The 19,584-nt window shown below is 73.6% G+C and carries 19 protein-coding genes; 9 read left to right on the top strand and 10 right to left on the bottom strand.

The genetic code is table 11. From position 1 onward, the window contains the following. Positions 1-155: 155 nt before the first annotated feature. Positions 156-419, top strand: a complete 264-nt coding sequence (locus FGW37_RS21870; protein WP_179082604.1) for a GlsB/YeaQ/YmgE family stress response membrane protein — start codon at positions 156-158, stop codon at positions 417-419. Positions 420-488: 69 nt separating this feature from the next. Here the strand turns inward: FGW37_RS21870 and FGW37_RS21865 are convergent, their stop codons facing one another. Further along, positions 489-1,148 carry an HAD family acid phosphatase gene (locus tag FGW37_RS21865; RefSeq protein WP_179082603.1) on the bottom strand — a complete coding sequence of 220 codons (660 nt, stop codon included), beginning with the start codon at positions 1,146-1,148 and terminating at the stop codon, positions 489-491. A 213-nt stretch (positions 1,149-1,361) separates the two neighbouring features. On the opposite strand from FGW37_RS21865, the gene FGW37_RS21860 reads away from it, so the two are divergent. Continuing rightward, positions 1,362-2,234: an RNA polymerase sigma factor SigF gene (locus FGW37_RS21860; RefSeq protein WP_425506657.1), complete on the top strand. Its 873-nt coding sequence runs from the start codon at positions 1,362-1,364 to the stop codon at positions 2,232-2,234. A 280-nt stretch (positions 2,235-2,514) separates the two neighbouring features. On the opposite strand, the gene FGW37_RS21855 is transcribed toward FGW37_RS21860, so the two are convergent. Then, the gene (locus FGW37_RS21855; protein WP_179082601.1) at positions 2,515-2,883 is read right to left on the bottom strand and encodes an ATP-binding protein; all 369 of its coding nucleotides are present in this window, start codon (positions 2,881-2,883) and stop codon (positions 2,515-2,517) included. A 106-nt stretch (positions 2,884-2,989) separates the two neighbouring features. Further along, the gene (locus tag FGW37_RS21850) at positions 2,990-4,234 is read right to left on the bottom strand and encodes an MFS transporter (RefSeq protein ID WP_425506573.1); all 1,245 of its coding nucleotides are present in this window, start codon (positions 4,232-4,234) and stop codon (positions 2,990-2,992) included. Positions 4,235-4,353: 119 nt separating this feature from the next. Here FGW37_RS21850 and FGW37_RS21845 point away from each other — a divergent pair, with 119 nt between their 5' ends. Beyond that, positions 4,354-5,310, top strand: a complete 957-nt coding sequence (locus FGW37_RS21845; RefSeq protein ID WP_179084837.1) for a LysR family transcriptional regulator — start codon at positions 4,354-4,356, stop codon at positions 5,308-5,310. Here FGW37_RS21845 and FGW37_RS21840 read toward each other — a convergent pair. The 5 genes from FGW37_RS21840 to FGW37_RS21820 form a co-directional block, all read right to left on the bottom strand. Then, on the bottom strand, positions 5,300-6,013 hold the full coding sequence (locus FGW37_RS21840) for a DUF3592 domain-containing protein (RefSeq protein ID WP_179082599.1): 714 nt from the start codon (positions 6,011-6,013) through the stop codon (positions 5,300-5,302). The two genes, FGW37_RS21845 and FGW37_RS21840, sit on opposite strands and share 11 nt — an antisense overlap. A 150-nt stretch (positions 6,014-6,163) precedes the next feature. After that, positions 6,164-7,573: a sensor histidine kinase gene (locus tag FGW37_RS21835; RefSeq protein ID WP_179082598.1), complete on the bottom strand. Its 1,410-nt coding sequence runs from the start codon at positions 7,571-7,573 to the stop codon at positions 6,164-6,166. Beyond that, on the bottom strand, positions 7,570-8,253 hold the full coding sequence (locus FGW37_RS21830) for a response regulator transcription factor (protein ID WP_179082597.1): 684 nt from the start codon (positions 8,251-8,253) through the stop codon (positions 7,570-7,572). Before FGW37_RS21830 ends, FGW37_RS21835 begins: the two co-directional genes overlap by 4 nt. Before the next feature lie 368 nt (positions 8,254-8,621). Next, positions 8,622-9,968 carry a hypothetical protein gene (locus tag FGW37_RS21825; protein WP_179082596.1) on the bottom strand — a complete coding sequence of 449 codons (1,347 nt, stop codon included), beginning with the start codon at positions 9,966-9,968 and terminating at the stop codon, positions 8,622-8,624. 118 nt (positions 9,969-10,086) lie between these two features. Beyond that, positions 10,087-11,697: an LCP family protein gene (locus FGW37_RS21820; RefSeq protein ID WP_246430491.1), complete on the bottom strand. Its 1,611-nt coding sequence runs from the start codon at positions 11,695-11,697 to the stop codon at positions 10,087-10,089. 158 nt (positions 11,698-11,855) lie between these two features. Here FGW37_RS21820 and tatA point away from each other — a divergent pair, with 158 nt between their 5' ends. From tatA to FGW37_RS21805, 3 genes are all read left to right on the top strand, one after another. After that, positions 11,856-12,119, top strand: coding sequence for a Sec-independent protein translocase subunit TatA (gene tatA, locus FGW37_RS21815; protein WP_179082595.1), 264 nt, complete (start codon positions 11,856-11,858; stop codon positions 12,117-12,119). A 95-nt stretch (positions 12,120-12,214) separates the two neighbouring features. After that, positions 12,215-13,591: an alkaline phosphatase gene (locus FGW37_RS21810; RefSeq protein WP_179082594.1), complete on the top strand. Its 1,377-nt coding sequence runs from the start codon at positions 12,215-12,217 to the stop codon at positions 13,589-13,591. Between the two features lie 342 nt (positions 13,592-13,933). After that, positions 13,934-14,872, top strand: coding sequence for a beta-ketoacyl-ACP synthase III (locus FGW37_RS21805; RefSeq protein WP_179082593.1), 939 nt, complete (start codon positions 13,934-13,936; stop codon positions 14,870-14,872). A 48-nt stretch (positions 14,873-14,920) separates the two neighbouring features. Here FGW37_RS21805 and FGW37_RS21800 read toward each other — a convergent pair whose 3' ends face one another. Further along, entirely contained in the window at positions 14,921-15,832 is a 912-nt protein-coding gene (locus FGW37_RS21800) for a glutaminase (protein ID WP_179082592.1), read from the bottom strand. Positions 15,833-16,019: 187 nt separating this feature from the next. Between FGW37_RS21800 and FGW37_RS21795 the strand changes: the two genes are divergently transcribed. Continuing rightward, positions 16,020-16,610, top strand: a complete 591-nt coding sequence (locus FGW37_RS21795; protein WP_179082591.1) for an N-acetylmuramoyl-L-alanine amidase — start codon at positions 16,020-16,022, stop codon at positions 16,608-16,610. A 43-nt stretch (positions 16,611-16,653) separates the two neighbouring features. After that, a complete protein-coding gene (locus tag FGW37_RS21790) occupies positions 16,654-17,601 on the top strand; it encodes a 1-aminocyclopropane-1-carboxylate deaminase/D-cysteine desulfhydrase (protein ID WP_179082590.1) in 948 nt (315 codons plus the stop codon). Positions 17,602-17,607: 6 nt separating this feature from the next. Here the strand turns inward: FGW37_RS21790 and FGW37_RS21785 are convergent, their stop codons facing one another. Further along, positions 17,608-19,209 (bottom strand): Na+/H+ antiporter, encoded by a 1,602-nt coding sequence (locus tag FGW37_RS21785; RefSeq protein ID WP_179082589.1) that lies wholly within the window; start codon positions 19,207-19,209, stop codon positions 17,608-17,610. A gap of 94 nt (positions 19,210-19,303) precedes the next feature. Here FGW37_RS21785 and FGW37_RS21780 point away from each other — a divergent pair, with 94 nt between their 5' ends. Then, a complete protein-coding gene (locus tag FGW37_RS21780; protein ID WP_179082588.1) occupies positions 19,304-19,564 on the top strand; it encodes a UBP-type zinc finger domain-containing protein in 261 nt (86 codons plus the stop codon). Positions 19,565-19,584: the final 20 nt, after the last annotated feature.

Genomic DNA, 19,584 nt, shown 5'->3' with positions numbered 1-19,584 from the left:
TCTCCCGTTCCTGCCGCGCGTCCCTGTGCCCGGCACGACCAGTCTAGGCAGGGTGCGGGGAGCGGGCGGGCGGACATGCGCCGCCCGGCGGCTGGGCAGAAGTATCGAGAGCAACCGGTCCGGAACGGCGGCAACAGGCTGCAAAAGGGGGACCCGTGGAAATCTCCGGAATTTTCAGCGCCATCGTCATCGGTCTGATCATCGGCGTGCTCGGCCGGCTCGTCGTGCCGGGGCGCCAGCACATCGGGGTGCTGTGGACGATCGTGGTCGGCATCGCCGCCGCGTTCCTGGGCGCGGCCGTCGCCCACTGGCTGGGCGTCGACGACACCAAGGGGGTCGACTGGATCGAGTGGCTCATCCAGATCGCGCTGGCCGCGCTGGGCGTGGCCGCGCTCGACAGGGCGAAGGCGCGGCACTGAGCGGCACTGAAACGTACGGGGGCCGGCGGCTACGGCCGGGAGCCGGCAGCTACGACCGGGGTCCGGCGGTTACGACAGCTTGCCGTCGTAGTCCGGCAGCTTGAAGGTCCGCTCCGCGTGGCCGCCCACGAGGTCGGTGGTGTTGTTCCCGATGTTCGCGATGATCGAGTACCCCTGCTTCTCGATCTCCGCGCGCTTGGCGGTCTTGTACGTGCTCACGTCCTGGAAGAGGTCCGGGAGGTGCCGTACGTACAGGCCGCTGACGGGGTAGCCGACCTCGCGCAGGTTGTACTCGGTGAGCGAGTCGAGGATGCCGGGGCGGGCGGTGACGAAGAAGACCGCGGCTCCCCGGGCGTGTGCGTAACGCGTCAGCTCCAGCACCGGGGCGATGGCCGGCGTGGGGTAGGTCCAGTGGAAGTCGGTCTCCAGGGAGCTGTTGTCGATGTCGAGGACGACGGCCTGCTTCCGGCCGTGCGCATCCGCGGTGCGCTCCTTGACGTAGGGCAGGGCCCTGTCGATGACGGCCTGCACGTCGCGTTGCCAGACGGCGTAGTCGACGCCCTTGAGCCCCGCGGGCCCGGAGGTCCGGGCGGCGCTCGCCGTGGCGGCGGCCGGGCGGACGGTGGGGGCGGCGGTCGCGTCCGTCGTGGTGGCGGCCGTCACGGCGGTGGCCAGGGTGGTGACGGCGAGGGCAACTGCGGTGCGGCGGGCCGGTATCGGTGCGGTCATGTTGGCATGTTCACGCCCGAAAGTAACGGAAGGGGAACGTCCGGGTTGCCGTCCGGCGACGCCCGGCCGCCCTCCGCGTGCGACCGGTTCGCGTCGCTGCGCCGCCGTCTCCTTCCGCTTGTGCGCGCCTTCCGCGAACCGGCATGCATGGGCCACGGGTCGCCGGGTAGGCGCTCGGAGGTCACCTACGGATCTGGGGAGGACGATGTGACCATCACGGCATCCACGGTTACGACAGGGCATTCGGGGGCTGTGCCGCAGCACCTCGAAGAAGCGGTCGGGGGGCTGCCGTACATCGAGGACGCGTCCACAGTGGCGCCTCGCGACGCCCGTGCACTGTCCGGGCTGTTCTTCGCACGCCTGCGGGAGCTGGAGGAGGGCACGCACGCGTACCAGTACGCGCGGAACACCCTCATCGAGATCAACCTCTCGCTCGTCCGCTTCGCCGCCTCCCGGTTCCGCAGCCGCGGCGACCAGATGGAGGACATCATCCAGGTCGGCACGATCGGCCTGATCAAGGCGATCGACCGGTTCGACCTCTCGCGCGAGGTGGAGTTCACCACCTTCGCCGTGCCGTACATCGTGGGGGAGATCAAGCGGCACTTCCGCGACACCGGCTGGTCGGTGCACGTGCCGCGGCGGCTGCAGGAGCTGCGGGTCGAGCTGGCCAAGGCCACCGGCGAGCTCTCGCAGGAGCTGGACCACTCGCCGACGCCCGCCGAGCTGGCCGAGCACCTCGGGCTCAGCCGCGAGGAGGTCGTGGAGGGCATCGTCGCGGGCAACGGCTACACGGCCGGCTCCATCGACGTCCCGGTGGACGACGGCTCCGATCAGTCCGGCACCACCTACGCCGACCGGCTGGGCGGGCTCGACCCCGCCATCGAAGGCGTCGAGAACCTGCACGCGCTCAAACCGCTCGTCGCCGAGCTCGACGAACGCGACCGGCAGATCCTGCGCATGCGGTTCGGCGGGGAGATGACGCAGTCCGAGATCGGTGCGGAGCTGGGCATCTCGCAGATGCACGTGTCGCGGCTGCTGACGAGGATTCTGACGCGGCTGCGGACGGGGATGCTGGGGCACCGGTAGCCCTCCGGGCGGGTCACGGCACGGTGCGGTGTCGCACCGTGACCGGGGCGCCCGGGGCACCGCCCGTTCCGCGCCCGTCCGGCCCGTCGGGCCCGTTCCGCCGGACGCGCACCGTCGTGGTGCCTCGCCGCTGCGGCGGGCGCCGCCGAAGCGGACCGCGCCTCAGCGAGGAGCCGCCCACCAGGGCTCGGGACACACGGCTCAGGACACCGCCGGTCGGCCGGTCGCCTCACCGCCTCACCGACCGAGTCGCCTCACCGAGAAGCCTCCGGCCGAACACTCAGGGCACCACGGGCCCCAGCCACGTCGCCCGGACGGTCTTGCCGTCGGGCCGCCGGTCCACCTCCAGCAGGCCGGCCAGCCGTTCCACCATGTGCCAGCCCAGCCCCCCGCCGCCGCCGAAGTCCGGCGGGCGCGGCTGCGGCGGCCGCGGGCTCGCGTCGGCGATCTCCACCACCAGGCGGCCCTGCACGGCCCGCACGCACAGCCGCCACCAGCCGCCCGCGTGCCGAATCGCATTGGTGACCAGCTCCGAGACGACCAGGACGACCGCCTCGGGGTCCGCCCACGGGCAGTGGCGGGCCAGGAACTCCGCCGTCGCGTGACGCGCCCGGGCGGCGTCCCCGTACGGGGCTTCGATCACAACCATCCGGCGGCTCCCTCGTCGCTGCTCTACCTGACCTGCTGGTTCACCTCTGTCGACCGGCGTATACCCAGCGATCGCCGGGTCATGACCTCCGTTGCGGAGGGGTTCGTCACGGAAGGTCCGCGGCCGCGGTGCGCGACCGGCGGGCGCCGGGCCCCGTCACCGCCAGCACCACGAGTGCCGCCGTCACCAGCAGCCCGCCCAGCCACAGGGCGGCAGGCAGCGACACCGCGTCCGCGGCCCGCCCGCCCAGCAGGGCCCCCAGCGCGATCGCCGCGTTGAAGGCCGAGACGAACAGCGCCGAGGCCGCCTCCCGCGATCCCGGCGCCGCCGCCGTCAGCAGCCCCTGCGTGGAGACCGACACCCCGCCGTACGCCAGCCCCCACACCACGATCAGCGCACCGGCGGCGACCGCCCCGCCGGCCGGTACCGACACCGCCGGGAGCACGGCGGCCAGCGCGACCGAGATCACCAGCAGGGTGCGGCGCAGGTTGCGCGCGGCGGCCGCGCCCGCCAGGAAGTTGCCGGCCACGCCCGCCACGCCGTACGCCAGCAGCAGGCCGCTGATCAGGCCGGCCCCCGCTCCGGACGCCCGCTCCAGGACGGGCCGGACGAAGGTGTAGCCGGCGAAGTGCCCGGCCACGATCAGCACGACGACCAGCAGGCCCGCCCGTACGCCCGGAATGCGCAGCAGCCCCGCCACCTCACTCGGCCGAACGGCCCGCTCCGCCGGCAGCGGCGGCAGCAGCGCCGCGAGCGCCGCCGTCACAGCCAGGCAGACCACGCCCATGGCCGCGAACGCCGCCCGCCAGCCGCCCAGTCCGCCGGCCAGGGTCCCGGCCGGCACGCCGAGCACCGACGCCACCGCGATGCCGCTGAAGATCAGTGAGGTGGCCGCGCCCACCGACCGCTCCGGCACCAGCCGTACCGCCAGCCCCGCCGCTATCGCCCACACGCCCCCGATACACACGCCCACCAGGACCCTCAGCCCCACGAGCACCGCGATGTGGGTCGCCAGCGCCGACAGCAGGTTGGCCACGGCCAGCAGGGCCATGAGCCCGACCAGCACCCACCGCCGGTCCGTCCGGCCGGCGGCCGCCGTCACCGCGGGCGCGGCGACCGCCGCGACCAGTCCGGGCACGGTCATCGTCAGACCGGCCGTCCCGGCCGGGACGCCCAGCCCGGAGCCGATCGGGGTGAGCAGCCCCACGGGGAGCATCTCGCTCGTCACGACCGAGAACGTCGCGGCGGCCACTGCGACGACCGCGGCCCGGCCGCCCGTCTCAGCTGCCTTTGCCCCACGCTTGCCCGCACCACGCTCGCCTGCATCGCGCTCGCCTGCACCTTGCTTCACTGCACCTTGCTCCATGGGCCTCAGCCTCGGCGGCGGCGCGGCCGGGAACAACGCCGGACTTCTCATCCTTTGATTAGCAGGATTCATCGGTCGGCGGAGGGCGGGGCGTGGGCACGGACATGGGCGCAGGCACAGGCACAGGCGCAGGCACGTGCACAGGCGCAAGCACGGGCGTGGGGGCGGACCTGCGGGAGCTCGAGTGCTTCCTGGTCCTCGCCGAGGAGCTGCACTTCGGCCGGACCGGCGAGCGGCTGTACGTGTCGCAGGGCCGCGTCAGCCAGCTCCTGCGCTCCCTCGAAGGCCGCATCGGCGCGCGACTGTTCGACCGCACGAGCCGCCGGGTGGCCCTCACGCCGCTCGGCGAGCGGTTCCTGGCCGGGCTGCGGCCCGCGTACGGGGCCCTCGCGGGCGTCGTCGACGATGCCCGGGCCGCCGCCCGCGGGGTGGAGGGCGTCCTGCGCATCGGCTTCCAGGGCACGGCGGACGGCGGGGTGATGGAGGCCGTCGGAACGTTCCAGGAGCGCCGGCCGGGATGCGTGGTCGAGCTCGTGGAAATCCCGCTGAGCGACCCCTTCGGCGCCGTTCGCAGGGGCGAAGTCGACGCGGCGGTGGTGCTGTTGCCCGCGGAGGAGCCGGACCTGGCCGTGGGGCCGGTCTTCTCCCGGCAGCAGCAGACGCTGGCGGTGTCCGTACGGCACCCCTTCGCGCGACGTGCCGAGCTCGGGGCGGAGGAGCTCGCGGACTGCCCGCTCGTCGTGCCCGCCGCCCCCGCCCCGGCGTACTGGCGCGCGGCCCAGGCCCCCGCGGTCACGCCCGGCGGGCGCCCGGTCCCCCGCGGCCCGGAGGTGACGACGCTGCAGGAAGGCATCACCCTCACCGCCGCCGGGCGCGCCGGGATGCTGCTGTGCCGGCCGACGGCCGACTACCACGGGCGCCGCGACATCGCCTTCGTGCCGGTGACCGGCCTGCCCGGCTCCGCCCTGGGGCTCGTGCGGCAGCGGGCGGCGGAGACGGAGCGGCTGCGGGCGTTCGGGCGCGTACTGACCGAGGTCACCGGCCGGGCCGTCAGCGGCTGAGGCCGCCGGAGGGCGGGCCCGTGGGGAACCCGCTCGGCGGGCCGGAGGGGAAGCCGGTGGGGAATCCGCTCGGGAAGCCTGTGGGGAATCCGGTGGGGAAGTCCGTGGGAAAGCCGCTCGGGGCTCCCGTGGGGAGGTCGCCCGGCGGGCCGTCCGGCGGGGTCGGCAGGGCCGGCGGCGTCACCTGCGGGGTCGCCGGAGGAGCCGACGGCCACGAGTCCTCGATCCGCTCGGTGACCTTCTCCTTCGCGGGCTTGAACACGCTCAGGTAGAAGACCCCGAAGCCCACGCACCCGGCCACGAACAAGGACAGGAACACCAGCAGGATCCCCGTGCCCACCCGCGTCCTGACGTCACCGGGCGGAAGGGCCGTGGCCCTGTCCGGGCGGCCCTGCGGGTAGCGGATGACGACGGTGTCCCCCTCGATGACCGTCGCCGACCCGCCCGCCTCCTCGAACCGCCGGTGCCGCCCCTCCCCGTCGGTGAACTCGTAGACGTGGTGCAGCGTGGTCGAGGACGACCTGTGCGCGCCCCGTCGGCGGGTGACCGTCGTCGCGTACAGGCGCAGGCAGCGCCCGGGCACCTCGATGCCGCTGTGCCACGCGGCCCGCAGGCGCCGCATCCGCACCACCGCCCACACCATGCCGGCGATCCCTCCCGCCGCCATGAGTGCGGGCAGCGTGAGGATGACGATGTCGAACATGAACCCCCCGATGTCGGATGTGCGTGCGCATATTCAACTGTGCCGGGGGGTTCTGACGCCATGAGTTAGATCTTGGCCCGCCGGCTCAGTCCACCGACTCGGTCCGCCGACTCGGTCCGCCGACTCGGTCCGCCGGCTCGGTCCGCCGGCTCAGTCCGTGGGGCCCTGCGCGGGGCAGGGGTCCGTGACCGGCAGCGTGGTGGTGAACCGGGCGCCGCGCGGGCTGTCGGTGATCTCCAGGGTCCCGCGGTGGACGGTCGCGATGTGGTGGGCGATGGCGAGGCCGAGGCCCGTGCCGCCCGTCGCACGCGTACGGGCGTCGTCGAGCCGGGTGAAGCGTTCGAACACCCGCTGCCGGTCGTCCGGGTGGATGCCCGGCCCGTCATCCTCGACGTGCAGGACCGCGACCCGTCTCGCGGCGTCGTGGCCGAGGCGCACGGTGACGGTGTGAGCGGCGTGCCGGTCGGCGTTGTCGAGGAGGTTGCCCAGGAGGCGGGCGATGAGCGTGTGACGGCCGTGCACGGTAAAGGGGGCTCCTCCCTCGATGCGGACCTCCAGGGCGCGCCGCCCCTCCGGACGGCGCCGCACCTCCTCGCGGACGAGGGCGGCGAGGTCGACGGGCTGGGCCCCCGGCAGCCCGTCGGTGCCGGTCGCGTCCAGCCGGGCGAGCAGCAGCAGGTCCGAGGTGATGCTCTGCAGCCGCCGGGTGTCGCCGAGCGCCGCCTCCGCGACCGCCGTCCACTCGGCGTCCCCGGGGTGGGCGAGGGCGATCTCCAGCTCGGCCCGCAGGGCGGCGAGCGGGCTGCGCAGTTCGTGCGAGGCGTCCCCGACGAACCGGCGCTGCTGGTCGACGGCCGCCTGCAGCTGGTCGAGGGTCTTGTTCATCGTCGCGGCCAGCCGGGCCACCTCGTCGCGCGTGGGGGGTACGGGCACCCGGCGTTCCAGGTGGTGTGCGGTCAGCTCGGCGAACTGGGTGCGGATCGCTTCCACGGGGCGCAGCACCCGCCCGGCCACGAACCACGTCGCGCCCGCGAGGGCGGCCGTCACCAGCAGCACGGCGCCGGCGAGCAGCCCGACCAGGTGGTTGAGGCGGCGCTGCTCGTTCTGGAGCCGGTTGAAGACGTGCAGGTAGCGGCCTTCGGTGCCGACCAGGATGTAGTCGAGGCTGGGGGTCCGGCTGCCGGGGTCGGTCCACGGCCACAGCGACAGCAGCTCGTCGCCGTGCGGCGGCTCGTGATCCGTCACCCCGGGGCCCGGTTCCCAGCGCTCCTTGCGGGGCTCGATGCCCGTCTCCACCTGCAGCCGCGGGTCGTCGCGCAGCTTCTCGGCCGCGTAGAAGAGCTGGGCGTCCGGATCGCCGTCGACGAGGCGGGGGACGGCGACGGTCTTCCGGGAGGTGTAGTCGACGGCCTCCCGCGCCAGGTAGTCGCGCAGCGAGCCCGCGGCCAGCGCCGCGCCGGCGATCAGCGGGAGCAGGGCCGAGACGGCGACGAGCCACGTCAGCCGGCCCCGGATCGAGGCGGGCCGCAGCAGCTCGCGCACCCGGCCGGCCCGCTTCATCCTGCGGGGGCGTCGGCCGCCAGCCGGTAGCCCACGCCGCGCACGGTCTGGATGGTGTGCCGCCCGAACGGCGCGTCGATCTTCCGGCGCAGCGCGCTGACGTGTACCTCCACGATGTTCACATCGCCCTGGAAGGCCTCGTCCCACACATGGGCGAGGATCTCGGCCTTGGCCACGACCTCGCCGTCGCGCCGGGCGAGGTACTCCAGGACCGCGAACTCCCGCGCGGTGAGGGTGAGATCGACGGAGCCGCGCCGGCAGCAGCGGCTCGCGGGATCGATCTGCAGGTCGCCGACCCGGATCAGCACGGGGCGCTCGGGCCGGCCGCGGCGCACCAGGGCGCGCAGCCGGGCGACGAGGGCCACGTAGGAGAAGGGTTTGGTCACATAGTCGTCGGCGCCCGTGTCCAGGCCCTCGGCCTCGTCGTACTCGCCGTCCTTCGCGGTGAGCATGAGCACCGGCGTCCAGACGCCGGCCTCGCGCAGCCGGGCGCACACGCGGTAGCCGTTGAGGCCGGGCAGCATGACGTCGAGCACGATCACGTCGTAGGCGTCCTCGGCCGCGAGGTGCAGGCCCGTGTGCCCGTCGTGCGCGACCTCCACCGCGAACCCCTCGGCGACCAGGCCGCGGCGCAGCAGTTCAGCGAGCCGCCGGTCGTCCTCAACCACCAGTATTCGCATGCCTTCAGCATGGCCCGGAGCGCAGGTCCGTGACCTGAAGACCCCTTAAGGAATCCTCAGCGCTGCTTCAGCTGCGGGGTGCGAGCATGCTCGGTGTGTCCTCCCCGGCACTCCGGCCCACCGGGCGCGTACCGGCGGCACACGGGGGTGGGGCCCGTTCGCTTCTCCGGCCGGGCCCGACCGCCGGTCCGCGCCCCTCTCCGGCCGCGGCCGGCCGCTCTGCTCCGGAGGCGGCCGGTCCGCGGCCCCGCGGCCTCCCGCGGGGCGGCTACGGCTGAGTCTCCGGCTCCGGCTCCGGCTTTGGCTCCGGCTTTGGCTCCGGCTTTGGCTCCGGCTCCAGCTGCGGCTCCGGCCGGGGCGCGCCGCCGTCACCAGTCCCCGCCCCCGAACCCTCCGCCGTCGCCCCCGAAGCCGCCGCCCCCGCCGCCCCAGCCGCCGCCGAAGTCGTCGGAGTTGAAGTCACTGCCGGTGTAGTCGCCGCCGTCGGGCCCGGTCTCCGCCGGGGCCGCGTAGGCGGGGCCGGAGAGCATGCCGCCCAGCATGGTGCCGACGAGGAGGCCGGGCAGGAGGCCGCCGCCGAAGTAGCCGCCGGCCCAGGGGGCGTAGGCGGGGCCCGCGTTCCAGTACGGCTGGCGGCCGTCGGCGGTGTCGACCGTGCGGGACAGGGGGTCCTGGCCCGCGGCCAGCCTCGCCGCGTCGGCCGCGCAGGCGGGCACGGTGCGCAGCGCGCCGCCCGGGGGCGCCCACTCGACGTCCTGGACGGACGGCCCGTGGCGCGGGTCGAAGAAGCAGGGCATGCGGCGTTCGGGCAGGGGGGCGCCGCTGCGGCGGGCGGCGAGGGTGGCGAGGGCGAAGCGGCCCTTGTCGAGGGTGGCGGTGACGGCGGTGACCTCCTCGGGGTGCGCCACGACGGCCATCTTCGACTTGGCCTCCTCGTAGGCGTCGAGGGCCTCCTCGTAGTCGCCCCGCATGGCGTCGTCGGCGCCGGGCTCGGAGGGGTGGAAGTCGAGCCGGTCGAGCTCCTCGCCGAAGGCGGTGATGTCCTCGTCGACGACGACGCGCAGGGCGTCGAGCTCGGCCCGCTCGCGCTCCTCGCGCCGGCGCTTGTTGCGCCGGTAGAGGGCGTACGCGCCCGCGCCGCCCGCGACGACGATCGCGCCGCCGGTGATCAGCCCTGCGGTGCCGACGCCGGAGTCCGCGCCGTCCCAGGAGCTGGGGGCCCGGCCCCGGGCCTGCCGGTCCGCCTGGTCGACGAAGCTGTTGAGCATGGTCCCGGTGTCGCCGCCGGAGCGCTGGACGGAGCCGACGAGGTTGCCGATCGCGTTGCGGGACATGACGCGGGAGTCGGCGTGGGCGTTGAAGTCGTCGCCGAGCCGGATGGCGTAGACCCCGGCGATGCCGACCTTGGTGCGCAGGTCCCGGAAGACGGTGGCCTTGGGGAACTCCGGGCTCGCGGGCAGGACGGCCACGAAGACCGGCTTCCCGGCGTCCTCGATCTTCTTGGCCAGGGCGTCGGCGTCGGCCGCGGGCAGCTGGCTCGCGGCGCGCGGATCCACGTAGACCGGGCTCTCGCGCAGTGCCTCGGCGACGGTGTCGAGGCCGGTCGCGGCGTGCGCGGCGGGGGCAGGGGCGTACAGCGCCGTGCCGGCCAGGGCGATCAGGGCGGCGATCAGGGCCAGCAGCGGCCTGGGAAGCGCCCGGGTGGTGGCGGGCATGGCGTTGCTCCTCGGATCGAGGTCGGGTTCCTACCTACAGCGAAATTTACTCCCAAAACGGATTAATCAGACATCGGGTTCCCCCACCTCCCCCGGCTCACCCCGGCTCACCCCAGGCTCATCCGTACGAGAGGTTCGCGCAGGGGTCGTCGTCCGCCGACCGGGCCGTGGCGGCGACGTCGGTGGAGAGGGTCCCGGGGGCCGGAGCTGAGGCCGGGGCGGAGGGCGCCGCGGACGGCCCGGCAGCCCCGGCCGCACCCGCGGAAGCACTGCCGGAGGCGCTCCCGGACGCACCTCCGGTCGCGCCGGCGGAGGCGCTCGCGGACGCGTAGTCGCGGCCCACCGTCACCGTGACCCCGTCCTCCGCCACGCCCCGGATGTACGCCCCGGGGAAGAGCCGGGCGACCGTCCGCGCGTCGGCCGCCCGCCCCGGGCCGAACTCGATCACGGTGGTGCCCGCGTTGCGGACCTCCGCGTTGCCGGTGTCACCGACCGTGAACCCGTGCCGTTCGAGGGCGGCCGCGGCCCGCGCCGCGAGCCCGGTCACCCTGGTGCCGTTGGCGACGGAGACGCTCACACCCTCCCCGGAGACCGGCGCCGGTGCGGCGGGGGCCTGCGAGGCAGGGCCCGGGGAGCCCTGGGCAGGGCCCGGGGAGCTCTGGGCCGCGCCCGCCGGCCGGCCCTTGGAGCGGTCGCCGCCCGCGTCCTTGCCGTCGATGGTGCGGTCGGCCCTCAGGGAGGCCCACAGGGCATCGGCCTCGGGCCGGACGATGTCGACGCGGTCCCCCTCGTAGCGCCAGGGGACGGTGATGAACTTGATGTCGTGCAGGCCGACGTCCTTGAGTGACATCGCGAAGGACAGCAGCTTGTCGGCCGAGCCCAGCCCCGGGTCGACGGTCATCGACCGGGTGGCGGCGTCGGCCAGCGGCAGCAGCGTGGCGGGGTTGAAGCCCTGCGCCCGCACCTTCTTGATCAGACCGGCGAGGAAGGCCTGCTGGCGCTGGATGCGGCCTATGTCGGAGCCGTCGCCGATGCCGTGCCGCACGCGCACGTAGTCCAGGGCCTTCTGCCCGGAGACGGTCTGCTGCCCCTTGGGGAACAGGAGCCCGCCGCGCGAGCCGCGGTGCGGGTCGAGGTCGCCCTGGTAGACCTCTTTCGGCAGGCACACCTCCACCCCGCCGACGGCGGAGGTCATCGCGGAGAAGCCCTCGAAGTCGACGACGACGGTGTGGTCGACGCGCAGGCCGGTGAGCTTCTCCACGGTGTTCTGCGTGCAGGCCGGGTTGCCCTTCGCCGACTCCCCCACCGAGAAGGCCGAGTTGAACATCGCCCGCGTCCGCCCGGACGTCCAGCTGCCGTCGGGCAGCCGGCACGGGGGGATGTCCACGAGCGTGTCCCGGGGGATCGAGACGGCGATGGCGTGCTCGCGGTCGCGGTACACGTGCAGCAGGAAGGCGGTGTCCGAGCGGCCGACGTCGCCCTCGCCCCCGCCCAGGCCGCTGTTGCCCCCGGCGCGCGAGTCCGAGCCGATGACCAGGACGTTCTGACCGGCGACCCCGGCACCCGGGCGGTTCTTGGACAGCCCGTCCGCGTCGAACGTGCTGATGTTGCCGTTCAGCCGGAGCCAGAGCCAGCCGGCACCGGCGGTCAGCAGCACCACGAACGCCATCGCGACGAGCGTCGCCGTCCGCATCCGGTGATGCGTCCCGCTCCCTCGGCTGCCACTCATCTGCGAGCCCTCATCCATTCCCCCGGCGTGCCCGTCTCCCTGCCACCTCACCCCGATAGACGGCCGGGCAGCCACTTTGGTTGTCCAGTTGCGCAATCTGGCAAGTATGGTGACCACAACGGTTACGGAAGAGAGCGGAAGAGAGAGGTGCGCCGACCATGCTGCGCAATGCCCTGGAGCCGTGGCACATCCTCGTGGTGGTGCTCGTGATGGTCGTCCTGTTCGGGTCGCGGAAGCTGCCGGACACCGCCCGCGCGCTCGGCAAGTCGATGCGCATCCTCAAGAGCGAGGCCAAGGCCATGAAGTCCGACGGCCCAGCCGTGCAGGCGGACGACCGAGCCACGAAGGCCGACGGCCGAGCGATGAAGGCGGACGGTCAAGCCGTGCAGGCCGGCGATCAACCGGCCGACAACCCCCGGTGAACCACAGGACACCTGTACGACTCTTCCGGTACACCCGCCCCTGGTGAGCTTCCCCTCGGCCGGACATCCCGCCCGGCCTGCGAGGAGGAAAAACCATGGGTTCTCGTCCGTACCGGCGTCGTCTCGCCTGGGGCGCCGCCGCACTGCTCGCCGCCGGCGTCGCGGTACCGGCCGTGGCCACCGCTTCCGAGGCGGGCGGCAGCTCGGACGTCCCCGCGCTCAGCGCGGGCCACGGCGCGAAGAAGGCCAAGAACGTCATCCTGCTCATCGGTGACGGCATGGGCGACTCGGAGATCACCCTGGCCCGCGACTACACCGTGGGCGCGGCCGGCCGGCTGAACATGGACAAGTTCCCGCTCACCGGCGCGTACACGACGTACTCCGTCGACAAGGACGGCAAGCCGGACTACGTCACCGACTCCGCGGCCAGCGGCACCGGCTGGGCCACCGGGCAGAAGACGGTCAACGGCCGGATATCCAAGACCCCCGGCACGGACAAGGCGATGCCCACCATCCTGGAGCTGGCCCAGAAGAACGGCCTGGCCACCGGCAGCGTCACCACCGCCGAGCTGACCGACGCCACCCCGGCCGTCCTCGCCTCGCACGCCACCGACCGCAGCTGCATGGGCCCGGCCGACATGAAGGCCTGCCCGAACGACACCGTCGCCAAGGGCGGCCCCGGCTCGATCGCCGAGCAGAGCGTCAACCACAAGGTGGACGTCCTCCTCGGCGGCGGCAAGGCCCGCTTCGACCAGAAGGTCACCGAGGGCCGCTTCGCGGGCCGGACCGTCACCCAGCAGGCCGAGCAGCTCGGCTACCAGGTCGTCACCGACGACAAGGGCCTGAAGAACGCCAAGCCCGGCAAGCCCGTGCTCGGCCTCTTCGCCGACGGCAACGTGCCGGTCGAGTGGACCGGCAAGGCCGCGGCCAAGGGCGGCACCGAGCCTCAGCGCTGCGTGACGAACAACCCCGAGCGCAAGGCCGGCACCCCGAGCCTTGCGAACCAGACCCGCAAGGCGCTGCAGCTGCTGGAGGCCAAGCAGAAGGGCGCGGGGTCCGAGAAGGGCTTCTTCCTGCAGGTCGAGGGCGCCTCGATCGACAAGCGCGACCACGCCGCCGACCCGTGCGGCCAGATCGGCGAGACCGCGGCCCTCGACCGCGCCGTGAAGGTCGCCCGCGACTACGCCGCGCAGCACCCGGACACCCTGGTCGTCACCACCGCCGACCACGCGCACACCAGCCAGATCGTCCCGCTGGAGGCCACCCCGCCCGGCCTGTCCTCGACGCTGGTCACCGACGAGGGCGGCAAGCTGAAGGTGAACTACTCCACCAACACCCCGGGCAAGGCGCAGGAGCACACCGGCACCCAAGTGCGCATCGCGGCCCAGGGCCCGCAGGCGGAGCGCGTCCTCGGTCTCACCGACCAGACGCAGCTGTTCACGACGATCCGCAAGGCGCTCTCGCTGCGCTGACGCCGGAGCGTGGCCGGCGCCGCACCGAGCGGCACCGGGCGGCTCCGGCCGTGCCGCAGTCGACAACGTCACAGATCACCACAGGGGGGACAGGGCCCGGCCGCTCCAGCGGCCGGGCCCTGCGGGTTGTGCCAGTTATCCCGGCAGAACATTGGGCGGATCACATACCCGGTTGCGGGCGTCCAGCGTCAAGACTGTGAATTCCGTACCGGATGCCGGTGGGCCGATGCCCTGCGCCGCTCTCGTACATCCCCTTCCGTACGTCTTCACGTCTTCGCCCCGCACGTCTTTCGCACCACCCCGCTCGTACCACCCCGCCAGCCCTCGCAGGAGGAACCGCCGATGACCGGGTCCCGCGTCCTCGCCCTCGGCCACTACCAGCCCGCCCGGGTGCTGACCAACGACGAGCTGTCGACCATGGTCGACACCAGCGACGAGTGGATCCGCTCCCGCGTCGGCATCCGCACCCGCCGGGTCGCCGCGCCCGACGAGACGGTCGCCGACATGGCGGCCGAGGCCGCCGGGAAGGCGCTGGCGAACAGCGGGCTCGCGGCGGAGGAGATCGACCTCGTCCTCGTCGCCACCTGCACGGCCGACGACCGCAGCCCGAACACGGCCGCCCGGGTCGCGGCCGCGCTGGGCCTCGCCACGCCCGCCACCATGGACGTCAACGTCGTCTGCTCCGGCTTCACCCACGCGCTGGCCAGCGCCGACCACGCCATAAGGGCCGGCGCGGCGACGAACGCCCTGGTCGTCGGCGTGGAGAAGTTCACCTCGGTGACCGACTGGACCGACCGGACCACGTGCGTCCTGACCGGCGACGGTGCGGGCGCCGCCGTGGTCACGGCCTCGGCCGAAGCGGAGATCGGCCCCGTGGTGTGGGGCTCGGTGCCCGGCATGGGGCACGCCGTGCGGATCGAGGGCACGCCGTCCCGCTTCTCCCAGGAGGGCCAGTCGGTCTACCGCTGGGCCACCACGCAGCTGCCGCCCATCGCCCGCCGGGTCTGCGAGCGGGCCGGGGTGGCGCCGGAGGAGCTGGCCGCGGTCGTCCTGCACCAGGCCAACCTGCGGATCATCGAGCCGGTCGCGCGCAAGCTCGGGGCGGTCAACGCGGTCGTCGCGACGGACGTCACCGAGTCGGGCAACACATCCGCCGCGAGCATCCCGCTCGCGCTCTCCAAGCTGGTCGAGCGCGGGGAGGTGCCGTCGGGCGCGCCGGTCCTGCTCTTCGGCTTCGGCGGCAACCTCTCGTACGCGGGCCAGGTCATCCGCTGCCCGTAAGGGGCGCGATCCATTGCGGTGCGCCCCTTACCGGACCTCCGGCACCTCTCAGAACACCGACCACCCGGTCAACGTGGTGAAGTGGTCCAGCGCCGCCACACCGGCGACGGAGTTCCCCCGCGTGTCGAGCCCGGGGCTCCACACACACAGCGTGCACCGGCCCGGTATGACGGCGACGATGCCGCCCCCGACGCCGCTCTTGCCGGGCAGCCCCACGCGGTAGGCGAAGTCCCCGGCCGCGTCGTACGTGCCGCACGTGAGCATGACGGCGTTGACCTGCTTCGCCTCGCGGCGCGGCAGCAGCCGTGAGCCGTCGGCCCGCAGGCCGTGGCGGGCCAGGAAGCTGCCCGCACGGGCGAGGTCGCGGCAGCTCATCTCGATGGAGCACTGCCAGAAGTAGTGCTCCAGGACGGTGGGGACGGGGTTGTCGAGGTTGCCGTAGCTGGCCATGAAGTGGGCCAGGGCGGCGTTGCGGTCGCCGTGCTCGGTCTCGGAGGCGGCGACGGCGGGGTCGAAGGCCAGGTCGGGATTGCCGCTCTCGGCGCGCAGGAACTCCAGCATGGTGGTGCTGGCGTCGCCGGTGAGCGTCTGCAGCCGGTCGGTGACGACGAGCGCGCCCGCGTTGATGAACGGATTGCGCGGGATGCCGTTCTCGTATTCGAGTTGGACCAGCGAGTTGAAGGGATTTCCGGACGGTTCCGTTCCGACCCGGTCCCAGATCTTCCCGCCGCCCTCGGCCAGCACGAGCGCCAGGCTGAAGGCCTTGGAGATGGACTGCACGGAGAAGGGCTTCTCCCAGTCCCCGACGCCGTAGACGCCACCGTCCACGTCCGCGACGGCCAAGCCGAACTGATTGACGTCCACTTCGGCGAGGGCGGGGATGTAGTCGGCGACCTGGCCGCGGCCGACGAGGGGGCGGGCGAAGGCGGTGACCTCTTCGAGGACGGCCTGGTAGTCCACAGTCCTTGGTCCGTACTTCCGTGTCGACGGCGCTGTCGACGATGCGATCGGTGGGATATTCGGCCAACGGCCGGATCGGCTCGCACGATATCCGAACGCCCGGCCCACCTGCGAACTTTTGGGTACAAGGGGGTCATTCGGCCTACGCGACCGGCGTACGCCAGCTGCCGAACCGAGGGAGGGCGGCATGGCCCCACCCATGTCCGCGAACGAATTCCTGGCCGCGCTCAGACGCGAGGGCGCCACCGTCGTCGAAGTGGACGGCTGGCGCAACCACAACCGGGCCGGGCACGGCCCCTGGGGACCCGTCAACGGCGTGATGATCCATCACTCGGCCACGTCGGGCACCGACAGCACCGTGCGCCTGTGCTGGAACGGCTACGACGAGCTGCCGGGGCCCCTGTGCCACGGGGTCATCGCCAAGGACGGCGCCATCCACCTCGTCGGCTGCGGGCGCGCCAACCACGCCGGGGGCGGCGACGGGGACGTCCTCGATGCGGTGATCGCCGAGAAGCGGCTGCCGCCCGTCCGGTGGGCGGACACCGACGGGAACGTCCACTTCTACGGTTTCGAGTGCGTCAACCGCGGCGACGGCGAGGACCCCTGGCCGCAGGACCAGCTGCTGGCCGTCGAACAGGTGGCGGCCGCGATCTGCCGGCACCACGGCTGGACCGAGCGCTCCGTCATCGGCCACCTGGAGTGGCGCCCGGGCAAGTGCGACCCCGTGGGCTTCTCCATGGAGTGGCTGCGCGAGCGGGTCCGTGAGCGGCTGAAGTGAGGCTCCCCGTGGCCCGCCCGCCCGCTCACGCGACAATGGGGGCGTGACCAGCCATCCCCCCGCCGCCGGCAGCGCCGGGCTCGCCGGCCTGCGGCCGCGGCTGCCGTCCCCGCTCGTGGAGCTCCCGGACGAGAGGTTCGCCCGGCACGGCGTACGGCTGCTGCTCAAGCGGGACGACCTGATACACCCCGAGCTGCCCGGCAACAAGTGGCGCAAGCTCGCGCCCAACCTGCGGGCCGCTGCGGAGGAGGGCCGGCACACCCTGCTGACGTTCGGCGGCGCCTACTCCAACCACCTGCGGGCCACCGCCGCGGCGGGCCGCCTGCTCGGCTTCGCCACCGTCGGCGTCGTGCGCGGCGAGGAGCTCGCCGACCGCCCGCTGAACCCGTCGCTGCGCTACTGCGCCGCCTCCGGCATGCGGCTGATGTTCACCGACCGCTCCACCTACCGCCGCAAGGCGGAGCCCGAGGTGCTGGCCCGGCTGATCGAGCGGGCCGGCGGCGACTGCTTCGTCGTGCCCGAAGGCGGCTCCAACGCGGCGGCCGTGCTCGGCTGCGCGGAGCTCGGGCGCGAGCTGCGCGGGATGGCGGACGTCGTCGGGGTCGCGTGCGGCACGGGCGGCACACTCGCCGGCCTGGCCGCCGGGCTGGGCGAGGGGCAGCGGGCCATCGGCTTCCCCGTGCTCAAGGGCGGCTTCCTGAGCGCGGAGACCGAGCGCCTGCAGGGCGAGGCCTACGGCGGGCGGCGCGGGACGTGGCGGCTGGACGAACGCTTCCACTGCGGCGGCTACGCCAGGACGTCCGCCGCGCTGGAAGCCTTCGCCGACGACTTCACCGCCCGCCACGGCCTGCCCCTGGAACGGCTGTACGTGGCGAAGATGCTGTACGGCCTGACGACGCTGGCGGAGGAGGGCGCGTTCCCGAGGGGAACGACGGTGGCGGCGGTGATCACGGGCCGCGGGGGCCCGGAGCCTGCGGCTCCGGCGCGGTGAACCGCGTCAGCCCGCCTCCCCCTCGCGGTACGCGGCGGCCTCTTCCAGGTCGAGACGGCGCAGGAGCGTACGGAGCATCTCGTCATCGATCCGCCGCTGATCCCGCAGAGCGACGAAGACCTCCCGCTCGGCCCCGATCATCTCCCGGGCGAGCCGCCGGTAGATGTCGTCGGCCGACTCCCCCGTCACCGCACTGACCGTCCCGAGCCGCTCCCACACCGCATTGCGGCGCCGCTCCATGACGACGCGGAGCCGGTCGGCGAGCGGCGGGGGAAGCGCGTTGCGCTCGTCGGCGAGCAGCTCGTCCAGGCGGCGCTCGGCGGCGAGGGAGGCCTCGTTCTGCGCCTGGGCCTCCGCAAGGGTCTCCGCGGCGCTGTCGCGCCCGGGCAGCCGCAGCACGCGGATCAGCGGAGGCAGGGTGAGCCCCTGGACGACGAGGGTGCCGATGACGGTCGTGAAGGTCAGGAAGAGGACGAGGTTGCGGTGGGGGAAGTCCTCCCCGGCGTCCGTGGTGACGGGGATGGAGAAGGCGATGGCGAGGGAGACGACGCCCCGCATGCCGGCCCAGCCGACCACGAGCGGGCTCTTCCAGGTGGTGTCGGTCTCCCGCTCGCGGATCCGCGCGGACAGGGCGCGCGGCAGGAACGTCGCCGGGTAGACCCAGACGAAGCGGGCGGCCACGACGGCGAGGAAGACGGCGACCGCGTACCAGGCGGCCGCCCCCGCTCCGTAGGTGCCGAGGCCGCGCAGCACCACGGGCAGCTGCAGTCCGATCAGGGCGAAGACGGCGGACTCCAGGACGAAGGAGACCATCTTCCACACGGCGGCCTCCTGCAGCCGGGTGGCGAAGTCGACCTGCCAGGCGCGGTGTCCGAGCCAGAGGCCGACGACCACGACGGCGAGCACCCCGGAGGCGTGGACCTCCTCGGCGGCGGCGTAGGCGGCGAAGGGGATCAGCAGGGAGAGGGTGTTCTGCAGCAGCGGTTCGCGCAGGTGTTTGCGCAGCCAGTGCAGCGGCACCATGAGGGCCAGGCCGACGCCGATGCCGCCGAGGGAGGCGACGGCGAACTCCCTGATGCCCTCGCCCCAGGTCGCGCCCGCGCCGACGGCGGCGGCGAGGGCCACCTTGTAGGCGGTGATGGCGGTCGCGTCGTTCACGAGGGACTCGCCCTGCAGGATCGTGGTGATGCGCGAGGGCAGGCCGAGGCGGCGGGCGATGGCGGTGGCCGCGACGGCGTCGGGCGGGGCGATCACGGCGCCGAGCACGAGGGCGGCCGTCGGCGGCAGCCCGGGCACGACGAGGTAGGCCGCGTAGCCGACGGCGAGCGTCGCGAAGAGGACGTAGCCGACGGACAGGAGCGCGACGGGGCGGATGTTCGCCCGCAGGTCGAGGTAGGAGCTGTCGAGCGCGGCCGTGTGCAGCAGGGGCGGCAGCAGGAGGGGCAGCACGATGGCCGGGTCGAGCGTGTAGTCCGGTACGCCGGGGAGCTGGGAGGCGACGAGGCCCGCGGCGACGAGCAGCAGGGGCGCGGGCACGGGGGTGCGCCGCGCCGCGCCGGCGACGGCGGCTCCGCCCGCGACCAGCATCAGCAGTGGCATGACGTCCATCGGTGCGGGCCTGTCTCCTCGTGGGTGCGGTGCGGTGGCGCGTGCCGACGGTGCGGGCGCTCGCGCCTCGGCGGTGCGATCTAATCTGGCAATCATGAGCGAGTGCCTGCATCTTCCCGGGCTGCCGCGCCCCGAGCCCGTCGCCGTGCACCCGACGTGCCCGGAGTGCGAGGCGGCCGGCAGCCACCCCGTGCAACTGCGGCTGTGCCTGGTCTGCGGCCACGTCGGATGCTGCGACTCCTCGCCGTACCGGCACGCCACGGGCCACTTCCGGGAGACGGGGCACGCGGTGATGCGCAGCTACGAGCCGGGTCAGAGCTGGCGCTGGTGCTACGTGGACCAGCGGCTGGTCTGACGGCGCCCGCTAGCATGCAC

The organism is Streptomyces rectiverticillatus (assembly GCF_013394065.1).
In the GTDB taxonomy this organism is placed as follows: Bacteria; Actinomycetota; Actinomycetes; order Streptomycetales; family Streptomycetaceae; genus Streptomyces; species Streptomyces rectiverticillatus.
Note: the sequence above shows the minus strand (reverse complement) of the source record. Positions and strands in the feature narration are given on the sequence as shown.

Excerpts from the sequence above, each read along its gene's own strand:
- FGW37_RS21865 (WP_179082603.1), bottom strand. The coding sequence starts at position 1,148 with ATGACCGCACCGATACCGGCCCGCCGCACCGCAGTTGCCCTCGCCGTC.
- FGW37_RS21855 (WP_179082601.1), bottom strand. The coding sequence starts at position 2,883 with ATGGTTGTGATCGAAGCCCCGTACGGGGACGCCGCCCGGGCGCGTCAC.
- FGW37_RS21845 (WP_179084837.1), top strand. The coding sequence starts at position 4,354 with ATGGGCGCAGGCACAGGCACAGGCGCAGGCACGTGCACAGGCGCAAGC.
- FGW37_RS21840 (WP_179082599.1), bottom strand. The coding sequence starts at position 6,013 with ATGTTCGACATCGTCATCCTCACGCTGCCCGCACTCATGGCGGCGGGA.
- FGW37_RS21835 (WP_179082598.1), bottom strand. The coding sequence starts at position 7,573 with ATGAAGCGGGCCGGCCGGGTGCGCGAGCTGCTGCGGCCCGCCTCGATC.
- FGW37_RS21830 (WP_179082597.1), bottom strand. The coding sequence starts at position 8,253 with ATGCGAATACTGGTGGTTGAGGACGACCGGCGGCTCGCTGAACTGCTG.
- FGW37_RS21825 (WP_179082596.1), bottom strand. The coding sequence starts at position 9,968 with ATGCCCGCCACCACCCGGGCGCTTCCCAGGCCGCTGCTGGCCCTGATC.
- FGW37_RS21820 (WP_246430491.1), bottom strand. The coding sequence starts at position 11,697 with ATGAGTGGCAGCCGAGGGAGCGGGACGCATCACCGGATGCGGACGGCG.
- tatA (WP_179082595.1), top strand. The coding sequence starts at position 11,856 with ATGCTGCGCAATGCCCTGGAGCCGTGGCACATCCTCGTGGTGGTGCTC.
- FGW37_RS21810 (WP_179082594.1), top strand. The coding sequence starts at position 12,215 with ATGGGTTCTCGTCCGTACCGGCGTCGTCTCGCCTGGGGCGCCGCCGCA.
- FGW37_RS21805 (WP_179082593.1), top strand. The coding sequence starts at position 13,934 with ATGACCGGGTCCCGCGTCCTCGCCCTCGGCCACTACCAGCCCGCCCGG.
- FGW37_RS21795 (WP_179082591.1), top strand. The coding sequence starts at position 16,020 with ATGGCCCCACCCATGTCCGCGAACGAATTCCTGGCCGCGCTCAGACGC.
- FGW37_RS21785 (WP_179082589.1), bottom strand. The coding sequence starts at position 19,209 with ATGGACGTCATGCCACTGCTGATGCTGGTCGCGGGCGGAGCCGCCGTC.
- FGW37_RS21780 (WP_179082588.1), top strand. The coding sequence starts at position 19,304 with ATGAGCGAGTGCCTGCATCTTCCCGGGCTGCCGCGCCCCGAGCCCGTC.